Raw genomic sequence first — 20,526 nt, forward strand, 5'->3', positions numbered from 1 at the left:
CTTTTGCAACGATTTCATTGGTCATTTTTTTGCATGATGATACGCCTACGTCCTGCAAAAATACACAAAGTTAAGAGTGAACACTCTATTTCATTCCACATTGCACAATCGAATCTGCAAGATGCTGTGAATTTAATGCAAGTGAACGAAAAAAACATAACACATTCCGAAAAAATGCACGATACATAATAACCAAATTTTACTCCATGGAGAGCGGCAGCCGAACGGTAAACGTGCTCCCTTTGCCAATTTCGCTTTCCACACTCACTTCTCCGTGGTACAAAGCGGCTAAATGCTTTACGATAGAAAGCCCTAGCCCTGTGCCGCCAATTTCTCGTGAGCGGCTGGTATCTACCCGGTAAAAGCGTTCAAATAAGCGGTCGAGGTGCTCCTGCTCTATGCCGATTCCCGTGTCACGCACGCGTACAATCGCCATGTGTCTCTGCTTTAGGGCAGTTACGGTCACGGTACCGTTGGGTACATTGTACTTGATGGCGTTTTCAATCAAGTTCCCAAATAACTGCCCAATACGCGTAGGCGAGCAATCGCAAAATAACGTGGAGTCTGCATCCAGCTGAAGGGTAACCGATGCTTTTTCGGCAATCGGACGCAACCGCTCCAGGGTATCTTCCAACTCCTCTTTTAGATTACAACGCCGTGCCGACGGGTCATCTTTTGCGTTCTCAATCTGAGAAAGCACAAGCATATCGTCTATTAAGTGGTGGAGGCGTTCGGCTTCAATATCTAATACATCGTAAAAATAACGCCGGGTTTCTTCGTTACGGTCACCACTTCGTAACAGCTCAATGCTACCGCGAATGGAGGTAAGCGGTGTTTTTAGCTCGTGAGTTACATTGGCCACAAACTCACTGCGTAGCTGCTCCAGCTGGCGCATGCGGGTAACATCGGCAATTACGGCGAGAATCTCTCCATCCTCTCTCTTACCGGGGATTGGTGCAATGTACACGTTAAACTGCTTTTCCTTCGGGCCGCCGGTGGTGAGTGTTGCGCGGTGCACTGCGTCCTGCTCGCTCTGTTCCCCCGCACTGTGCATACGCTCGGCAAGCTGGCGGATGAGCAGGCTGCCGTCAAGCACGCCACCCTCCTTTAAATCCTTTGCATGAAGAAGCTCTCTTGCGCGCTGGTTTAAGAAAACCACCCGATTGTTTTTGTCCACACACAGCACGCCATCATCCATTCCCTGAAGAACCCCTAGAAGCTGCTCTTGCTTCTTCTGTGTTTGCAGAACTGCCTGCTCGGTACTCTCCGCCATCACATTGAATGAATTTGTCAATTCTCCAATTTCGCCGGTAAACTCCCCTTTCATACGACCCGAAAGATCGCCATTTGATATTCGACGAGCTACCTTGCTCAAATTACGGATGGGGAGGGTAAAACGGTCCGCCATAAACCAAGTAACCGTACAAATTAAAATCAGGCCTAACAGCAGGCTAACAAGAGAACCCGCCCAAAACTTTTGGGTAACGCGGTCTAAGTCTGCCATAGAAAGTGCCGCACGCAAGTACCCTTGGTTAGAAAGCCGCACTGCCGCATAATAAAAACGCTCGCCGCGGTTTGCTGAAAGGCGTATATCGTAGCCACGGCCTGTTTTGCTTGCCTGTACAATCTCTGGCCGAGTGAGGTGATTTCCCCTTACGGTATCGTCATCCACATCTCCCGGCTGTTCACTGTCGCCTACCACATTGCCCTTGGAATCGAGTACGGTAATCCGCATTAGCTGTCCCACGGATTCCAGTCGTTCGCTTTCCTCGCGGGTATATTTTTGAGGATTCGCCCATATCTCGTTGTTTTGTGTTTCCATAATGGCGAGGGATGCGTCAAGCCTCTTTGTGAATTCTTCCTGGTATTGCTTTTGCACCAAAACCGCCACAAGCGCAAAGGCGAGACAAAACCCGGCACATAGAATTAACGAGCTAAGCAGCATTAGACGCTGCTTTACCGAACCGTTTCCAAACCACCTTAAAACATGATTTTTCTTTTCCACCTGCAATCCCTCCATGTCAATTGAAAAGCATACCACTTTTCCTGAAAATATGCTATGATGATAAAAAACCTCATAATATTTTGTGTGTAAAGCATTGATACAACAACCGTATTCTGGAGTGCGTACCCGGGTAAATATGAAACAGGAAAGGAAGCCGATTACCGATGACCTCTGCCGAACGACGTGAAAAAATACTAGCACTATTGCAGCAAAGCCGCCAGCCGGTAAGCGCCGGTGCCATAGCCCGGCAGTTTCAGGTAAGCCGGCAAATTATAGTGGGGGATGTTGCCCTGCTGCGCGCCGCGAATGAGAAAATTGCAGCCACCCCGCGCGGCTATGTATTGGAGTATGATTTACCGGAGGGTGAATACCGCGTTATTATCGCCTGCCGCCATAACGGAAGCCAAATGGAAGACGAGCTAACTACCATTGTAGACAACGGCGGCAAAATATTGGATGTAACCGTAGAGCATGCCGTGTACGGGCAGCTAAGCGGCCAGCTCCGTATTGGCTCGCGATACGACGTTACGGATTTTCTGGAGCGTTTGAATAGTAGCCACTCTGCCCCTCTTTCCGATTTAACAGGAGGGATACATCTGCATACCGTTGCATTTACCAGCCGAGAGGACCAAGAGCGAACACTCGCTGCACTAACCCAAAAGGGCTATTTGCTTGAGCAACGTGAAACGGATATTTAATTTACCAAAAATATTTGTGTGGAGGTGTCTTGACACCTCCGCTTTTTTGTTTTACAATACTGTCAAGACACATGTAATGTCATTTGAAAAACAAAAATAAATTTATTTAAGATACTTTTTGAGGTGACGAGATGAAACAAACGAATCAAAAAATAGTAACCATGGTAATTGCCGCTCTGCTTTGCGCAGTTGGCATTGTTATTCCCATGTTTGCGCCAAAAATTGTACTTGAACCCATGAGCTTTACTCTTGCAAGCCATGTTGCCATTTTTATTGCCATGTTTATTTCGCCTCCGGTTGCTTTTGCCGTTACATTAGGCACCAGTATTGGTTTCTTTTTTGCGGGACTTCCGCCAGTGGTTGCCTTGCGTGCGCTCAGCCACCTCGGCTTTGTGGCCGCCGGATGCTTGATTTTAAAGAAGTACCCGAATGTACTTTTAAAGCCGGCTTCCAGCGTATTGTTCAGCTTTGTTCTGGCACTGGTTCATGCGATTTGCGAGGCACTTGTGGTAACCATGTTCTATTTTGGCGGAATGCTAAACAGCGGATTTTACAATAAGGGCTTTGCATTCTCAGTACTGCTCATGGTCGGCGTTGGTACCATCGTACACAGCATGATCGATTTTGGCATCGCTCTAGCTGTGTGGAAGCCCGTAAGCCGTGTAATTCAAATTCCGGTGAGTGCTCCTATTAAAGCATCTCAAAAAAGTGTCGTATTATAAGTTTACCAGTATTCATAAATAGCTTGCCCGGTAAATCGAAATGAAAAAGATTTACCGGGCAAGCCATTTTTTCGTTAGAAGAAGCCTCTTGCAGGTAGGCCTTGTTTGTAAATTAAAAATCTACGGATTTTCAAGACAGAATGGTGAATGGCAAGGTTAAAATCGCAGGAATTCTTTCCGTATTCCAAATAATTTTGACGCATCCAGACGCAATTTTTACCGAAACAAACAAGAGCTAATCCTGTTCGGTAAATTTATAGCCCACACCGCGTACGGTTTGTACCAACCGGGGAGCTTCGGGGTCTTCCTCTATTTTCTGGCGCAGGTAACGCACATGAACATCTACGGTACGGGTATCCCCATAATACTCCACGCCCCACACCTTATCGAGCAGAGCATCGCGCGTCATCACGCGGCCACGGTGCTTCATCAGCATCACGAGCAAGTCGAACTCCTTTGCGGTCAGCTCTCGCAGCTCCCCGTTTTTACTTACCGTATGCCGTGAAATATCTACGCTCAACCCACCACCCCTTAGCACCTCGTCCTCCTGCTCTTGTGCACCGCGCTCACTGCGGCGCAAGACCGCACGTACACGCGCAGTCAGCTCTTTTACGCTAAAAGGCTTTACAATATAATCATCTGCTCCAATTTCCAAACCCAAAACACGGTCAAATTCTTCGCTACGAGCAGTCAGCATTAAAATGGGCAGATTTTTCCCCTCTGGGCTTTCCCGTAGGGTTCGGCATACCGCAAGCCCATCTGGAGGCGGCATCATCCAGTCTAATATCACGGCGTCGGGCCTTTTTTGCCGCACTGCTGCCAACAGAGTGGTTCCGTCTGCAAATTCTGCACTCTCGTAACCGGCGTCCTTTAGGCCGAACGCCACCAGCTTGCGGATATTCGGTTCATCGTCGGCAATATAAACCAAAGCCATTCTTTGTTTCTCCTCTCGGCAACTGCACCCTACCTATTTCACTACGTTTGGCTACATCCATACATACAGGCGTTTTGCTGCCATGTGATTTATCATTGCTTTAAATCTTTTCGTTGAGCTCGGGGTGTACGCCGTTTTCCATATAAATGACCCATTCGGCTATATTGGTGGCATGGTCTGCCGTACGCTCAATGTATTTGGTGATGAAGATAAGGTCTACCTCGCACATCACATTGCGGGGGTTTTGGGTAATGATGTCGCACATCTCTAAAATGATTTTGGAGAACATCATATCTACCACATCATCATACTGGCAGATTGCCTTTGCCTCTTCCACATCGTGCGAAATAAATACATCAATCGAGCGTCGGAACATTCCACGCGCTTCCTCTAGCATGTGTACCACATGCGAAAGAGCCAAGCTGTTACCGTTAAAATCGCCGCCCGCAACTATCTCACAAATATCGGCACACTGGTCTGCTACGCGTTCCATATCCGTTAAAATTTTCAGGCAAGCTGCAATCATGCGTAAATCGCCTGCAATAGGCTGCTGTAACGCAATTAAGTTCAGGCACATTTTTTCAATTTGGTGCTCTTGGCGGTCAATCTGCTCATCGCTTTCCGCCACCTCCCGAGCCTTATCTAAGTCCAGTGTTCGTAAGGCTTCGATTGTTTCAAGCAGGCGGCCGTCTACGTCGTTGCCCATTGAAACCATTTCCTGCGCAAGCTCCTCTAGCTCACGCTCAAACATTTTTCTAGCCATAGTTTCCTCTCTTCCCGCCGCAAGCCGCCGGCGTTCTCTGTTTTGATCATATCAGACAAGCCTGGGAAAATCAACCAAAGCGACCAGTAATGTAGCGCTCTGTGCGCTCGTCCTTGGGTTGTTCAAACATCACCTTGGTTTCTGTGAATTCCACAACCTCACCTAGTAGAAAAAATGCTGTTTTGTCGGAAATACGAGCGGCCTGCTGCATGTTATGGGTAACGATAATTACTGTGTACTGGCCGCGCAGTTCATCCAGCAAATCTTCAATTTTTTGCGTAGAGATTGGGTCAAGTGCGCTGGTTGGCTCATCCATCAGCAAAATATCTGGCTCAACTGCAAGTGCGCGAGCAATGCAAAGGCGCTGCTGCTGTCCACCAGAAATACCAAGAGCCGATTTTTTCAGGCGGTCTTTTACTTCATCCCACAAGGCGGCGCTGCGAAGTGATTTTTCTACAATTTCATCGAGCTGACCCTTGCTTTTTATTCCATGAACACGCGGGCCATAGGCAATGTTATCGTATATACTCATCGGAAACGGGTTCGGCTTTTGGAATACCATGCCCGCACGGCGGCGCAGCAAATTTACATCTGTTTTAGGGTCGTAGATATCTTCACCATCAATGGTGATTTTGCCCTCAATTCGGCAGCCGGACACCATATCGTTCATGCGGTTGAGTGTTTTCAAGCAGGTGGATTTTCCACAGCCGGACGGCCCAATAAAAGCCGTTACCTGGCTTTCGGGAATATTGAGAGAAATGTTATGAAGTGCCTGAAAATCCTTATAAAATAAATTCAAATTTTGAATAGATATTTTCGTTTCCATCATTAATCGGTTCCTTTCCGCAGGGATTTTGAAAGTGCGCCTGCCAAACGATTGAGCAGAAATACCAGTATGAGAAGAACCGATGCGGTAGCAAAGGCAATGTTCATTGCATCGGGCGTGGTGGCTTCACGGGCTGTTTGGTATAAGTGAAGCGTCAGAGTGCGCCCACTGCTGAATATCTGCTGAAAAAAGCCTTTGGGCATTTGGTAGGCAAGGCCAGAGGTAAACAGCAAAGCAGCAGATTCCCCCACAATGCGCCCCATGGCAAGAATAACAGCCGTAAGCACACCGGGCATTGCACATGGCAGAACAATACCAAGGACCACACGCAGCTTGCCAGCACCCAAAGCAAATGCACCTTCTTTGTAAGATGCCGGAACCGAAAGCAACGATTCCTCCGTGGTGCGCACTATGGTTGGCAAAATGCAGAGCGTCATGGTAAGGCAGCCCGCCAAAATCGAGATTTGAAGGCGGAATAGAATGCAAAATACGGTATAACCAAACAACCCAAATAGAATGGAGGGGATTCCCGAGAGTATTTCAGTGGTAAAGCGTATCGCCTTTACCAATTTTCCCTGTTTAGCGTATTGCGTGAGGTAAATCGCAGAGCAAATACCGATGGGTGCAGCGATTAATAACGTAATTACGACAATGTACATGGTGTTAATAATCATGGGCAGTATTCCTTTCAGCTCCGCTTTCGTTTCGGAATACGGAGTAGAAAGAAACTGCCAGCTAACATAACCAATGCCATTTACTAGAATATACCCCAAAATACCAACCAATACAACAACACATAAAAAAGCCGCACCGTTAATCAATAGCTTTAAAAACACGTCCTTCGGCTTTGCTCTGCGGTTGTAAAGGGATTTCCCTTGCACCGAAAGTTTTGAATTGGAAGCGCTTGGTTCTAACACTCCGGATTTATTCGGCATGAATCTGCACTCCCTTCTTTGAGATATAATTAAACATCAGATTTACAATCATGATAAAAACAAACAGTACCAGCCCAATCGCAAATAAGGCTTCACGGTGCAGACCAGAGGCGTACGACATCTCCATCGCAATGCCGGTTGTTAGCAGGCGAACCGTACCGAGCAGCGACGGCATATTTGCCACGTTACCCGCCACCATAATCACCGCCATGGTTTCACCAATGGCACGTCCTACACCAAGAATCACTCCCGCCAAAATTCCGGATTTTGCAGCGGGCAAGGTTACCTTGAAAATAGTTTCGGTTTGTGTGGCACCCAGTGCTAGTGAGGCCTCACGGAATGTGCTTGGTACCGCCCGCAGAGATGTTTCCGTAACGCTCACAATGGTAGGCAGAATCATTACTGACAATATTAAAATAACCGCAAGGAGGCTGTCGCCAATGGTGTGCTCCGGGAAAATCCCACGAATGGCAGGAACAATCACGAGCATTCCAAAAAAGCCATAAATAACCGACGGAATACCGGCAAGCAGCTCCACAGCGGGGCGCACCAGCATAGCAAGACGCGGGCTCGCTGTTTCAGACAAAAACACAGCGGTTAAAATCCCGACTGGAACGCCGATGATAATGGCGCCTATCGTACCGGCAATGGAAGAGAGAATCATGGGAAGAATCCCGAATACATCCGCTCCCGGCTTCCAGCTCTCCCCAAACAGGAAGGAAACCAGCCCAATTTGCGAAATAGCAGGCAAACCAGCTGAAATAATGTAAATGGTGAGCAGAATTACAGAACCGATGGAGACACAAGCAAACACCTGAAATACCGATTCCGCGAGTCGCTCCACCCCCTGTGTGCGCAATGCCAATACAGAGGCAACCAAGCCGCCAAGCAATGTGGATACGAACGGCCATAAGAACCGTATTTCCACTTGACTGATATTGAGCTGAGTCACAGCAGTTTGTATGGCACCGGAGGCGGCCATCACAAGCAGCGGCGATATGCCCGAAAGCAAGAATAGCAGCCCGGCTGTTACCGGCTTTTTTCTTAGCACCATGAGTAAAAATCCACCGGCAGCACAAAGCAGCCCCAGTAAAATACTGGCGCGCACTGCAAGGGGAACGGTAACAAGGCCGCTTTGCTGCGGGCCAACCACCCAAAACCCTTTAATAAACGCAAGCTGAACACCGCTCACGGTGTAATTTAATCCACGAAAAACAAATGTAATATAAGGGAGTAAAAAAGACAGTATGCTTGCCAGCCCCAGTGCAGCCGCTACCAAACGGTATACCGCATTCCTCTGTTTCTCTCGTTCTCGGCCCTTTTGGCCGTCCATCGTGTGTTCCATTTATGCCCTCCTTCGCCCAATGCCAAAGCGCCCCGGTGTATCATTTTGATACACCGGGTAAGCTTTTTTATCGGCTCAGCCTTTTGTTACTAGTCCGGCTTCTTTAATAATTTTCTTTCCATCATCCGATTTCATAAACTCAAACCAAGCTTTAATCAGCTCATTATCGCTGCCCTTTTTATAAATTTCGATAAATGGTCTTTGTACTTTATACGTACCATTTGCAACCGTCGCCTCACTAGCCTCAACTCCGTCAATCTTTAACGCTTTCACGGAGGAGTTCACGGAATCGAGCGATACATAGCCAATCGCCGCGGGGTCACTGCTTACCTTTGACACCACTTCTCCCGTGGAAGAAAGCTCAGCGGAGAGCTTAGTTTTCTCTTTCACTTTGAAGATGGATTCAAAGCCGTCTCGTGTGCCGGAGGTGGCCTCGCGGCCGATTACGGTGATTTTTTTGTCGTCACCGCCCAACTGCTTCCAGTTGGTATATTCCCCGGTATAAATTTTTGCCACCTGCTCATTGGTCAGGCCGTCAATCTTATTTTTGGGGCTTACCGCAATGGCAATCCCATCAATTGCAATCTCGTTGATTTCAAAATCCGCCGGTCTTTCCTCATCCTTTAAATTACGGGACAAATCGCCAATCAATGCGGTTCCATTATTAACTGCTTTTACGGCATCACCAGAGCCCGTACCACCCTTTTCTACCGTGACCTGCGGGTATTTTCCCATAAATCCTTCGCCAAGTGCCTGGCAAACCTTTGCCATGGAGGTAGAACCATTTAACGTTAATTTACCACTCAACGCCGCGGTGGATGCGACGGATTGGGAAGGCAATGCTGCGGAGGGTGTATCGCTTTTGCCCTCAACTGTGGAAGAGCAACCAGTTGCCGCAGTTGCCCCCACCAAAAGCATTGCAACCAATGCCATCATCTGTTTTTTCATATTCTCATTTCCTCCTGAAATTCTCAATTTCTCATTTGCATGCTTTTATCTTAATCCCGCAATGTTAAATTTAAGTTAAACGAATTTTAGAAGTGGTTAAAAGAAAATATGAAAATGGGAAATTTGAAATAAAATTGTGCAATCAATACTCACGAGAACCACTGTGGTTATATTACACCAATCTCGCCATGGAATTCAGCGGCGCTAGTTTAAAAGTATAAGTTCCATAAAAGATAGTAATAAAAAAGAACCTCTCTTAGCCCTAAAAAACAGTGTCGAAACCGTTATGTTGGCAAAGAGAGGTTTTCATATCATTTTTCATGTGAGATTTACCGTGGAGTCTGGCTCGACTTCTTTTATTATTACTTTCCAATAAACAGAGCCATCTGGCTTACGGCTTAAAAAGTGTTGGTCTATCAGCTCACGTCGAAGCAAAAAGTAATCGCCAAAGGTGTGCCACTCTTCGCACAAGGCGTTCACCTCTTGCTCGGTGTAAAAGCGGTTCTCCTCAAACTGCTGTGCTAAATAGCTTAGCAGCGCCAACCGAACACTCTGCTTCTGCGGCAATTGCGTAATTTTACCCTCCGTATTTAGAAAGCGTGCTATTTTTTTATTCTGCTCCATTGTCATCTCCCTCACCCTGCTTTTCATTCCACATTTCCAGCAGTGCCGCAACATCCTCTAAAAACTCGCGGGATGTCTGTGTTTCCTTTTTCTCAATCTCTTCTAATATTTCAAAGCCAAATGCACCTGCACCGTATTGTTTCCATGCTGGTGCCATTGCAGGCTCTGGACTTAGCTTTGTGGCGCACTGAAATTCAAACCGATTTTTAGCACCCTTTAAATCCGGGCTGGAACGAACCCAGCATTCACCGGATGGAACACAGCAAATACGGTACACACCGCCTACCTGCTTGCTATTCTTATATTGGTTCTTCAAAGCCTTTTTCGCTGCATCGTTCATCTTTATCTCTCCTCTCGCCTCGCAATTTGCATTTACAGCAGGTTCATACATCAGCTGCTAGGCACAAGATTATTGTACCCTGCCACAGCCAACAGTACAATCAACGCTCCGTAGAGTTATCATTTTCGATAAAGATAAAAATGGAAAAAACGGCTTCTTTTCTACTTAAAAAGAAGCCGTTTTTTATATTTCATTTAGAATTAAATAAGCACATCTTCCAGTTTACGCTTGGGAACGTAATGCACTCCGTTTTCATCACGGTAGTAAACAACGCTTTCACCGCGCTCCACTTCGGTAAGCACAATGGTTTCATCCGGCTTGCCAACGGCAACCATCGCCATGGGAATCAGGTGCTCCTCCAACTCAAGCGCTTTCTGCACTGCCTCGGCAGAAAAAGCTCCTAGAATACACCCGCCTAGCCCCATTACGTTTGCGGTAAGCATGATGGTTTGGCATACGATGCCCACATCTCGCGCAAAACCGGGGCCTGCCGCGGCAATATCGGTATCGTGGCAAATCACGATAAATGCCTGCGGGCAATGCCCTTCCTTTGGCAAGTGCATTCCCTTGAGTGCACCCGCCCACTTGGTGAGCGGCTGTAGCTTTTGCAGCTCCTCCGGTTCATGTACCAAACGGTAGCGCAAGGGCTGCATGTTCATGGTAGAGGGTGTAAAACGTGCACAATCCACCAGCTGCTCCAGCTCCTCGCGGTGAACCTTACGGCCTTCGTCGTACCCGCGTGTACTACGGCTGCTTTTTAATAGGTTTTTCCAATCGTTCAGCTCCATGATAAATCCTCTCCTTTATCGTTTCTTTTTACACGTAAAACGGGCTTACAATCCCGAAATACGGGCAAAATAGCTTTGTGCCGTTCTATACGGCAGTGCAGTGTAACCGCTTTGCTTATATCTTACCATATTTTTTCCTTTTCTGTATCGGATAAATTGAAATTTAGCACGGCTCGTGGTATACTGTCAAAGTGTTTTCGATACTACTGGATAGACGGAGGAACCTAACTTGAGTGACTATCGATCTTTGATTCAAAAGCGCAGAACCTTTGCGATTATTTCGCACCCTGACGCAGGTAAAACAACGCTGACCGAAAAATTTCTGCTATACGGTGGAGCCATTGCTCTGGCTGGCTCGGTTAAGGGAAAAAAGAACTCCCGCCATGCGGTTTCTGACTGGATGGAAATCGAGAAGCAGAGAGGAATTTCCGTTACCTCCTCCGTTCTGCAATTTCAATATGAGGGCTACTGCATTAATATTTTGGACACTCCCGGGCACCAAGACTTCTCAGAGGATACGTACCGCACGCTGATGGCGGCGGATTCCGCTGTAATGGTAATTGATGCTTCAAAGGGTGTGGAAGCGCAAACCAGAAAGCTATTTAAAGTTTGCCTGCTGCGCGACATCCCTATTTTTACCTTTATTAATAAGATGGACCGTGAAGCACGCAATCCTTTTGACCTGCTGGAAGAAATTGAGCTGGAGCTCGGTATTAAGACCTACCCGATGAACTGGCCAATTGGCTGTGGCAAAGACTTTAAGGGCGTTTATGACCGCAACAGCAGCCAGATTATTTCCTTTAAAGGGGATAGTGGTAAGCACGAAGCCGAAGCCACCGTTTCAGGTCTGGATGACCCCAACCTGAAAACCTTGATTGGCCCGTACCTGCACGAACAGCTCTGCGACGACATTGAGCTGCTTGATGGTGCAGGCTATGAATTTGATATGGATGCCGTACGCCATGGGCGCCTCTCTCCTGTATTCTTTGGTTCTGCTCTCACAAACTTTGGTGTTGAGCCGTTCTTGGAGGAATTCTTGCGCATGACAAGCTCCCCTCTGCCCCGCAAAACCATTGAGGGCGAAGTTGACCCCTTTGATTCCGATTTCTCTGCCTTTGTGTTTAAAATACAGGCCAACATGAACAAAGCTCACCGTGACCGTATCGCATTTATGCGTATTTGCTCCGGAAAGTTTGAAAAGAACATGGAGGTTTTACACCAGCAGGAGGGCAAAAAAATCAAGCTGTCTCAGCCGCAGCAGATTATGGCGCAGGAGCGCGAAATTATTGAGGAAGCCTATGCCGGAGACATCATTGGTGTGTTTGACCCGGGTATTTTCTCGATTGGCGATACCCTGTGTGCGCCCGGTAAAAAAATACTATTTGAAGGAATCCCCACCTTTGCACCAGAGCATTTTGCCCGTGTTCGCCAAATGGATACCATGAAGCGTAAGCAGTTTGTAAAAGGTATGTCGCAAATTGCACAGGAAGGTGCAATTCAGATTTTCCAAGAGCTGGAATCCGGCATGGAGGAAGTCATCGTTGGTGTTGTGGGTGTTCTGCAATTTGAAGTGCTCGAATACCGCTTAAAGCACGAATATAATGTAGATATTCGGTTGGAACCTTTACCATACCAGTACATCCGCTGGATTTCAAACGATGAAATCGACCCCAAAAAGATTACCGTTACCTCCGACACAAAGAAGATTCAGGACCTCAAGGGTCACCACCTGCTGCTGTTCACCAGCGAGTGGAACATCCGCTGGGCGCTCGAACGCAACGAGGGCTTGGAGCTAACTGACTTTAGTCGTGGCTAAATCCATTTTATTTTTATAACTATTGCTTTTGAAAAGAAGCCGCATATATTAAAAGCCCCGCTTTACTTTCCTCATTAAATGGGAAACCTAAGCAGGGCTTTTTTATTTATCTGTTTTTTCCAACGCCATATCCAGTGCTGTTTTACGGCTGCGCTTTGTAATGGTAAGAAAAAGAACCAACAGCCCAGTGGTTACCAGGTCTGCCACGGCCTGGGTATACAGTATTCCCCTAACTGCAAATAAACGGTCAAATACAAGCAGAAGCGGAAGGTACGCAAGCCCCTGCCGTAGAATGCTAAACACGAACCCCGCTTTACTATAACGAATGCAAAGCAAATAAACGGTTGCCATCGATTGGTAGCCATACGTGAAAAACAGCAAGCTTCCCGCGATTAATGCCTGAATACCAATTGAAATTACCTCTGCATCGTCTGAAAAAGCTGCGACGATTCCTCCCGCAAACCCAATTTGTATGGCAGAGATTCCCAAGCCTCCAAGCATACCCCACAGGTATGCTGTTTTGGTGGCCAAACGGATACGCTCTGGCTGGCCTGCACCATAGCAATAAGAGATAAAGGTTTGGTAGCCCCTTGAAAAGCCGGTTACCGCAAGCGTTGTCATTCCAATCACGCGGTTGGCAATACCAAGCCCTGCTACGACCGCATCCCCATGCGGGGCAGCTGCAATATTGGCTGCCGTCATAGATATGCTCTGGAATAAGCTAATGCACAACAACGGCACTCCAATTTTTAAAACTGGCTCGAGTATCCACCACTGAAAACGAACCTTGCGAAAATCGAGCTTTAAATAGCTTTTGCCACGCAGGTAATACTGTGCCAAAATACAGAATGCCACAAACTGCGCTACTGCGGCTGATGCCGCCGCCCCGCGAATCCCCCAATGAAAATAGAACAAAAACAGCGGCGTAAGCGCCACATTGAGCACTGCACCGGTGGATTGCGAAATCATACTAAGGGAGGCATTCCCCTCAGCCCGCACTAAGTTATTCATGCAAACCGATGGAATATGAAATAAAAAAGAAATGACCAGTATTTGACCATACTGCACAGCAAGTGGAAGAACGGATGCCGAGGCACCCATAAATACCAGTAAACTGGGCATAACCGGTAGCAATAACTGTGTAAGCACACTGAACAGAACGCAATAAAAAGCGGTGGAGGCAAGCACCGTTTCTGCCCGCTCCTTTTCCCCTGCGCCGAGAAGCTCTGCCATATAGGCGGCTCCCCCGTTCCCGAACAGCAAACCAATCCCTGGCATAATCAGTATTAACGGGTACACAATGGAGATTGCTCCCATGGCCTGCGTGCCCATTTTCGCTACAAAAAAGCTGACAGCTAACTGATAAAAACCTGTTACGGAAAGCCCAATAATGGTCGGCAAGCCCAAGTATGCCAGAGCCTTACTGACCGGCGCGTTTTCCATAATATCAAGTCTTCGGTTCATTTCTTATCCTTTCCAAGCGGGTAACTTAACCACCCATTCCATGGAACATGCAGCGAATTCCTCTGGTACGCGGCAGAGTAAAGCATTGGTTGCAGCCCGTACATCTTGCCCGTTCACCGGAAAGTAAACGGGAAATCAAATCCCCTTGGCAAATCAGCGGTCGGCTAAGTGCTACCATACGAATTCCAGAATCCAATACTTTGGCGATGTCTCGCAGGGAACGTACCCCACCAACCAAAATCAGCGGCATTTCCGTTTCTTTCTGCATTCGAGCCGCTCTTTCCAGATAGTATGTCCGTTGGCTTGCTGTTTTCTTCGTAAAATCACAGCCAGAAAGTTCCACCGCGGCAACGCCCAGCAATTCCATTTGCTTTAGGTAATACCGCAAGTCTTCTTCATACTGGTGGTCATTTGCTAGCACATTACTGTTTATCTTCACAAGGATTGGGAAAGATTCCGAGGTAGCACGCCGTACTGCCTCAATAATCTCGCCGCAAAAGCGGAACCGATTTTCTGCCGTACCACCGTATTCATCGGCTCGCAAATTCATCATTGGCGTTAAGAATTGGCTGAGAAGGTAATCGTGCGCCATGTGAATCTGCACACCGTCAAACCCTGCTTGATAGGCTCGGGAAGCGCCCTCTGCAAAGCACTCACAAATTTCATTCATTTCTTCGTGTGTTAACTCGCGAGCAAGGCGACCCTTAGAGTACACCCGCTCTGATGGAGCAACCGGTTCTTCCACATCTGCATTGCCGCCGGCATGGTTAATTTGTGCAATAATACAGCCCCCTTCTGCGTGCACCGCATCCACCATACGGCGCATACCGGGTAGAAAACGACCGTCGTAAATTCCATTTTGGGAGGCAGAGGCTTGTCCCTGCGGGTGAACATAAAAATGACCGCTGATAATCATGCCTACCTCGTGAGAAGCAAGCGTGTGCATAATTTCAAGCTGACGCTCACTCACGGTGCCGTCTTCGTTTTCCACCCCGTCACGCGTTGCGGAACGCACCAAACGGTTCCTCAGTTGCAGGTTCCCCAGCCACATGGGCTCAAATGCTTCGGAATACCCCTTACTGCGTGCGATCATCTCATAGGTTGGCAATTCAATCTGATAGCGTTTCCCCAAACGAACCACTTCAAACAGAAGCTCATTCATTTCAGACGGGCCGCCTTTTAGTAAATCCCTTTGCATGGAGGTTGTACTGTCCGGTGCGGTATTGTCGAGTATATCCAGATTTTCCTGCACTACATCCGTTGAAAAGGGAATCCCCATTGCCTGCGCCAACTGCCCAATTTCTCCAACAAGGCTGGCAAACACTTCTCTTTTTCTAGGATTACTGCGAATCTCCCCCATCGTATTTTGGAAGAATACACCTGCCGCTGCCATTGGTGAAACGCAGGAGAATTTCTGAAACGCATCTCGTATGATATTGGTTGAAACTATTACATCAATTCCGCTCTCACGCAGGTCTTTTTCAATCTCATAAAAAATGGGCGGGCAGCTCGTATCCCGATTGCCGTATACCACTCGAAACAGAGGGCCTTTCTGCGTAATTTCACCTGACGCAGATTGATACGAGATAATATAAACACAGCCGTCTGCCACCGTTAGACCGGGCATTCGAACTGCCATTTTACCGCCTGTGCCATACACATTTAGTATTGGAATAATCATGGTATCGTCCCGTGCAACGCGGCGCAGGAACGGATACACATCTTCCATGGAATACCCTTTAACACAAACAAAAATAACATCTGGGCTACCATCGTAGCTCTCCATATCAAACGCCTGTGCATGTTCAATATGCAATCTGCCGCGCAGCTCTGATTCAATGACCAAGCCATTTTCACGAATTGCCTGCAAATGGCTGCCTCTTGCAATAAAAGAGACATCCTTTCCACTTGCGGCAAGGAAGCCACCAATGGCTCCGCCTGTTCCCCCTGTTCCAACAATTAAGTACTTCATGGAAATCCCCCCGGTGATAAAATGACGCCGGCTCTCCGACAAGCCGGATGCTACGGCAATTTTTTCCTTATAATAACACCTTTTTCGACACAATGCAAAGAGTGCGCTCAGTAACCCAAAGGCATTATAATCGTAAAATATTTAACTTTTCGAAAACACAGCTTACCGGCGTTATTTTACATTTCATAGATAAATGTAAGATTGTAGAATAAAAGGTAGTAAAAACACTCAAAAGAAAGCGGGGCGAGAAACCCCCGCTCCGCTCCAATGTACTATTATTCTAGGCAGATTTATGGTCTGGTATTCCTACTGGAGGTGGAAGATTGCCGAAGCTGGAATTGGGACACCAGCGACTTCATCATTTGTGCCTGACCAGAAAGCTCCTCGCTTGCCGCCGCACTTTCTTCCGCCGTAGCCGAGTTTGTCTGTACTACTGCAGAGATTTGATCCATTACCGTTGTAAGGTGGTCAACCGCGGTAGACTGCTCTTCGGTTACCTCTGCAATTTCACGGTGCTCACGCTGTGTTTCTGCCATGCTCTTTGTTACCGCCTGCAGTGCATCGAGCGCAGCGTCTACCATGCGGGAACCCTCAGAGACTGCGCTGAGAGAATCGGTAATCAATGAAGAGGTACTCTTTGCCGATTCCGCGCTTTTAGAGGCAAGGTTACGAACTTCATCTGCCACAACGGCAAATCCCTTGCCGGCTTCCCCTGCACGAGAGGCCTCAACAGCTGCATTTAAAGCCAAAATATTGGTTTGGAACGCAATGTCTTCAATTGCTTTTACAATATTGCTAATTTGCGAAGAGGTTTGGTCGATGCGCTTCATGGCCTTAACCATGCCCTGCATTTTATCATTACACTGGCCAACTTCATCCATAGTTTGTGAAGCCCATTCACCTGCCTGAACTGCGTTAAGGGCATTCTCTTTTACCTTGTCGGACAAATGGTGAATTGCTGCCGCCAACTCTTCAATGGAGGCGGTTTGCTCGGAGGCTCCCTGTGCCAGATTCTGCGCACCATACGACACCTGTTCCGATTCGTTGGATACCATTGTGGCAGATTGGCTAATCTGGCCGAAGGTATCATTCAAAGAAGATACAATTTTCTCAAAATGGTCGCACAGCGGTTGAAAATCACCGCGGTACGCATCCCTTGATTGCGACTTTACATTAAAATTCGATTGCGAAAGAGCAGCCAGAAGAGTATTTAAATCTAAAATAATAGCTCGTAGATTTGTAACAATTACTTCTGTTGCATCTGCCAAGCGGCCTGTTTCATCTCTTGAGCTAATTTTTGGCACAGGTGAATTGAGGTCACCCTCCGAAAGCGCATACAAACGGTCAGCACAAGTGGAAATCGGCTTCGCGATTTTACCGCCAATCCAAAAAGACACCACAACACCAATGAGACAGTACACCAACGTTAGAATAACGATCCAAAAAACCTCATCTGCCCCAGATTTGATTACAAAAGAACTGACAACGCCAAAAGAAACACTTAACAGGACTATTACAGTTAATAAAATTGAGGCGATTCTGAAACGGATACTTTTCATTTTCAACCAGCTCCCTTAACCTTATGTTTGGGGTAAAAACTCCATATGTTAATCTGTTTTTCGTATCCTATTTTATTGGCTTTACATAATAAGTCGACAAAAGGATATAAGAAAATAAGACCTCATTTAGTAATTTCGTCTTTTCTTTAAAAAAATTTAGCGCTTTACCAAAGAAATCGAAAAAATACTTTATAAAAACACTTATTATTTTAATTTTTCAATTATTATACTATTTTTTCAATACGTTTTGTCCAATCACTTGACGAACTCATATTTTTCCGCTATAATTTTTGAGCGAGTGTTTTTACTGCTTTATGTCAAAGCGAATATAAAAACATACATATAGAGTATACCGGGGTGTGGCGCAGTTGGTAGCGCGGGTGGTTTGGGACCATCAGGCCGCAGGTTCGAACCCTGTCACTCCGACCATTGAAAAGACCCTTTTGGGGTCTTTTCTTTTTTGGTTTATGTGGCAAAGCTCACGGTAAATTAAGAAATAGGATAAAAGCCTCTCATTCACCGTTTGCAAACCAATGTTATTGCATAATTCATGTTTCACAAGACCCATTCCACAAATATGAAATCAATATATTATTAATAAAAGAACAGCCTTAAAAACAATAACATGTTTTTAAGGCTGTTCTTCTTAATTGATAACGTTTGCTTGCACCTACCATTGAGAATTAGTGTAGAAAAAACGAACATTATTTAAAACATTTTATTCTATTTTAAAAAGGCTCTCAATTTATTGAATAGGCGAAGCTTAGTTAAAAATCAGGGGCTTTTTACTTCTGAAGATTTTGTATGCTCATTTTTGCAACAGCCGCCATAGAGTTGTACGGCTGATGCCAAGGCGTTTGGCGGCGGCGGTATGGTTTCCGCCCGTTTCTTCTACTACCCGCAGGGCGATGTCTTGGCTGATTTCAGTCAGTGTGCGGTTTAAATCCAGCGGAGCGGCAGCATTCTCCTTTTGGTGAGAGAATGCACCAACATGCCTTTCTTTCCGTAATACACGGCGCACATTGTCGGCAGTAATAATTTGGTTGGTGCTTGTTAGGGAAAGCTCCTCAATCACCCGGCGAAATTGGGTGTAGTTATGCGGCCAAGGGTAATGTTGCAGCAATGACAACGCCTCCGAGTCTGCTCCTAGAATTTGCCGAGGCATATTTACGTTCATGTGGCTCAAACACAAATTTACCAGTGTAGGAATGCGTTCCGAAATTTGCCGTAAAGGCGGAAGATACAGCGAGATGCAAGAAAGCTTATCTTGAAACAAAGCACCCACTTTCGAAATATGCTCATCGCTTTGGCAAACGCAGGAGAACATTACCCGATTGCGACGGCACACCTCCAATTCTGTCAATACAGCAATTAGCTGGTACTGCCTTTCCCGAGACAAAACATCTACATTTGCAAAGTACAAAGTATTGCCTTCGTCTGCCAAGGGGGAGTTGTGGTGCTCCATAAGAAAAGCCCAACTGCGGTCATTCAGCAAACTGCAATTGATGGAGACAAACGGGTTATTTCGCAGTGGCCCTCGAATGTAAAACATACGAACAATGGATTCCTTGCCAGTGCCATCCTCCCCAGTAAAGATGATGGGTGCCGTGCCCTGGTTCATTTGCTCTGTCTCTTGCTGAGAGCCGTAAAGATTCCCGGCAAAGCTGAAAATACTATTGTAGTATTCGGTCTCCGCTTCTGCCCGGCTAGAAAAGCGGATTCCCACTTGATTGGGTGATACCGGTAATTTTCTGGCATCGAAAAAGAATGCAGTATAACGCAAAGTGCCACTACCAATTTGCCGCACGCGTATAGAATAGAGCATCCCGCCGAGGGTTCGGCTAATGCGCCGTTCTTCCTCTTGAGCAGGCTGTGTTAACTCTTGGCGCAGCAGCTCTATAATTTCCGGCTTCGGGTCATCCAAGGTGGATAAGAACAAATTACCTTGGATGTCGAACACAATGGTCTGCCCAATCTGCCCTCGAATTAGCTCGCGAAAGAACAAATTTTCATCCCGCAGGTATTGCTGGTTGTCGCACAAAAGTAAGGCGTGGTGAAACGCATTGCGGATGCTATCAATGCCAGAGGTAATGAGAAAAGAGTTTATTCCCAGCCGCTGGGCAGTGGTGTTAACAATCACATCGCAGAGGATTGCGTGGTATTGTTTTTCTTGTAGACTACGCAATGTTGGCTCTACGGCCTCCACAGAATTTACTGTGTATATGTCCATATCGCATTCCAACAAATCACATAAGGGCTGCACTTGATTTCGAATATTAGCAAAGAAAATCATTGCTGTTTTTTCTTTCAGCCCATTTGCAAGCTTAATCGCACATAGAATGTCGTACATAGAAATATCGATTTCAATTACTGGAATCGTTAGGTGCTGACGCAGCATTTGTGCCGTAGCGCCACGAGATATGACCGCATCGTAATCACCATGAAAGTTGTTTTGTATGATGATAAGGCCTTGTTCCATATCCCCTACATAAACCGTTAAATCAATTTGTGGGTATTCCTCTACCAGCTTTAGCATCTGATTTTTCATTCCCTCATAAGGTGCGATTCCCAAAACACGAATAAACTTTTTCATGTGCGTCTCCCTTTATGCGTTTCAATTATAAACACATTATACCAAACAACCAAATAGCGCACAACTATTTTTCGATACGTTTCAAATATAAACAGATATAAGAACTAAAATGATTGCACAAAACAACGCAGATATGTAAAATAAACATAAAAGTAGATGAAGATAGGATGAATCATTCTAAAAATTATATTAGG

General features: G+C 46.5%; 17 protein-coding genes and 1 tRNA gene. 4 read left to right on the forward strand and 14 right to left on the reverse strand.

All coding sequences use genetic code 11. The features are described from left to right. Nucleotides 1–199: 199 nt before the first annotated feature. Nucleotides 200–2,005: an ATP-binding protein gene (locus CAN90_RS03185; RefSeq protein WP_085832389.1), complete on the reverse strand. Its 1,806-nt coding sequence runs from the start codon at nucleotides 2,003–2,005 to the stop codon at nucleotides 200–202. A 164-nt stretch (nucleotides 2,006–2,169) separates the two neighbouring features. On the opposite strand from CAN90_RS03185, the gene CAN90_RS03190 reads away from it, so the two are divergent. Both CAN90_RS03190 and CAN90_RS03195 read left to right on the forward strand, forming a co-directional pair. Further along, entirely contained in the window at nucleotides 2,170–2,703 is a 534-nt protein-coding gene (locus CAN90_RS03190; protein WP_085832390.1) for a transcription repressor NadR, read from the forward strand. A gap of 131 nt (nucleotides 2,704–2,834) precedes the next feature. Then, complete coding sequence (locus tag CAN90_RS03195) at nucleotides 2,835–3,425, forward strand: hypothetical protein (RefSeq protein WP_085832391.1); 591 nt, start codon at nucleotides 2,835–2,837, stop codon at nucleotides 3,423–3,425. A gap of 235 nt (nucleotides 3,426–3,660) precedes the next feature. On the opposite strand, the gene CAN90_RS03200 is transcribed toward CAN90_RS03195, so the two are convergent. The 9 genes from CAN90_RS03200 to CAN90_RS03240 form a co-directional block, all read right to left on the reverse strand. Beyond that, complete coding sequence (locus CAN90_RS03200) at nucleotides 3,661–4,359, reverse strand: response regulator transcription factor (RefSeq protein WP_085832392.1); 699 nt, start codon at nucleotides 4,357–4,359, stop codon at nucleotides 3,661–3,663. 100 nt (nucleotides 4,360–4,459) lie between these two features. Continuing rightward, nucleotides 4,460–5,122, reverse strand: a complete 663-nt coding sequence (gene phoU, locus CAN90_RS03205; protein ID WP_085832393.1) for a phosphate signaling complex protein PhoU — start codon at nucleotides 5,120–5,122, stop codon at nucleotides 4,460–4,462. Between the two features lie 70 nt (nucleotides 5,123–5,192). After that, complete coding sequence (gene pstB, locus CAN90_RS03210) at nucleotides 5,193–5,948, reverse strand: phosphate ABC transporter ATP-binding protein PstB (protein ID WP_278335036.1); 756 nt, start codon at nucleotides 5,946–5,948, stop codon at nucleotides 5,193–5,195. A gap of 2 nt (nucleotides 5,949–5,950) precedes the next feature. Continuing rightward, complete coding sequence (gene pstA / locus CAN90_RS03215; protein ID WP_085832395.1) at nucleotides 5,951–6,883, reverse strand: phosphate ABC transporter permease PstA; 933 nt, start codon at nucleotides 6,881–6,883, stop codon at nucleotides 5,951–5,953. Continuing rightward, nucleotides 6,873–8,228: a phosphate ABC transporter permease subunit PstC gene (pstC, locus tag CAN90_RS03220; RefSeq protein WP_085832396.1), complete on the reverse strand. Its 1,356-nt coding sequence runs from the start codon at nucleotides 8,226–8,228 to the stop codon at nucleotides 6,873–6,875. Before pstC ends, pstA begins: the two co-directional genes overlap by 11 nt. Before the next feature lie 75 nt (nucleotides 8,229–8,303). Next, the gene (locus tag CAN90_RS03225) at nucleotides 8,304–9,176 is read right to left on the reverse strand and encodes a phosphate ABC transporter substrate-binding protein (protein WP_085832397.1); all 873 of its coding nucleotides are present in this window, start codon (nucleotides 9,174–9,176) and stop codon (nucleotides 8,304–8,306) included. A gap of 318 nt (nucleotides 9,177–9,494) precedes the next feature. Beyond that, nucleotides 9,495–9,800: a DUF2087 domain-containing protein gene (locus tag CAN90_RS03230; protein ID WP_085832398.1), complete on the reverse strand. Its 306-nt coding sequence runs from the start codon at nucleotides 9,798–9,800 to the stop codon at nucleotides 9,495–9,497. Further along, nucleotides 9,787–10,140: a GIY-YIG nuclease family protein gene (locus tag CAN90_RS03235; RefSeq protein ID WP_085832399.1), complete on the reverse strand. Its 354-nt coding sequence runs from the start codon at nucleotides 10,138–10,140 to the stop codon at nucleotides 9,787–9,789. Before CAN90_RS03235 ends, CAN90_RS03230 begins: the two co-directional genes overlap by 14 nt. Nucleotides 10,141–10,340: 200 nt before the next feature. After that, entirely contained in the window at nucleotides 10,341–10,928 is a 588-nt protein-coding gene (locus CAN90_RS03240) for a nitroreductase family protein (RefSeq protein ID WP_085832400.1), read from the reverse strand. Nucleotides 10,929–11,157: 229 nt separating this feature from the next. On the opposite strand from CAN90_RS03240, the gene CAN90_RS03245 reads away from it, so the two are divergent. Next, nucleotides 11,158–12,744, forward strand: coding sequence for a peptide chain release factor 3 (locus CAN90_RS03245; protein WP_085832401.1), 1,587 nt, complete (start codon nucleotides 11,158–11,160; stop codon nucleotides 12,742–12,744). A gap of 102 nt (nucleotides 12,745–12,846) precedes the next feature. Here CAN90_RS03245 and CAN90_RS03250 read toward each other — a convergent pair whose 3' ends face one another. The 3 genes from CAN90_RS03250 to CAN90_RS03260 form a co-directional block, all read right to left on the reverse strand. Further along, nucleotides 12,847–14,208 carry an MATE family efflux transporter gene (locus tag CAN90_RS03250; RefSeq protein ID WP_085832402.1) on the reverse strand — a complete coding sequence of 454 codons (1,362 nt, stop codon included), beginning with the start codon at nucleotides 14,206–14,208 and terminating at the stop codon, nucleotides 12,847–12,849. 25 nt (nucleotides 14,209–14,233) lie between these two features. Further along, nucleotides 14,234–16,180 carry a 2-dehydropantoate 2-reductase gene (locus CAN90_RS03255; RefSeq protein WP_085832403.1) on the reverse strand — a complete coding sequence of 649 codons (1,947 nt, stop codon included), beginning with the start codon at nucleotides 16,178–16,180 and terminating at the stop codon, nucleotides 14,234–14,236. A 290-nt stretch (nucleotides 16,181–16,470) separates the two neighbouring features. Continuing rightward, nucleotides 16,471–17,739, reverse strand: a complete 1,269-nt coding sequence (locus CAN90_RS03260) for a methyl-accepting chemotaxis protein (RefSeq protein WP_085832404.1) — start codon at nucleotides 17,737–17,739, stop codon at nucleotides 16,471–16,473. A gap of 353 nt (nucleotides 17,740–18,092) precedes the next feature. Between CAN90_RS03260 and CAN90_RS03265 the strand changes: the two genes are divergently transcribed. Beyond that, nucleotides 18,093–18,168 (forward strand) — tRNA-Pro (locus tag CAN90_RS03265). Nucleotides 18,169–18,547: 379 nt separating this feature from the next. Here CAN90_RS03265 and CAN90_RS03270 read toward each other — a convergent pair. After that, nucleotides 18,548–20,332, reverse strand: a complete 1,785-nt coding sequence (locus CAN90_RS03270) for a sigma-54-dependent transcriptional regulator (RefSeq protein ID WP_085832405.1) — start codon at nucleotides 20,330–20,332, stop codon at nucleotides 18,548–18,550. Nucleotides 20,333–20,526: the final 194 nt, after the last annotated feature.

The sequence above is a fragment of the Clostridium merdae genome (assembly GCF_900176635.1).
Classification (GTDB): Bacteria; Bacillota; Clostridia; order Oscillospirales; family Acutalibacteraceae; genus Faecalispora; species Faecalispora merdae.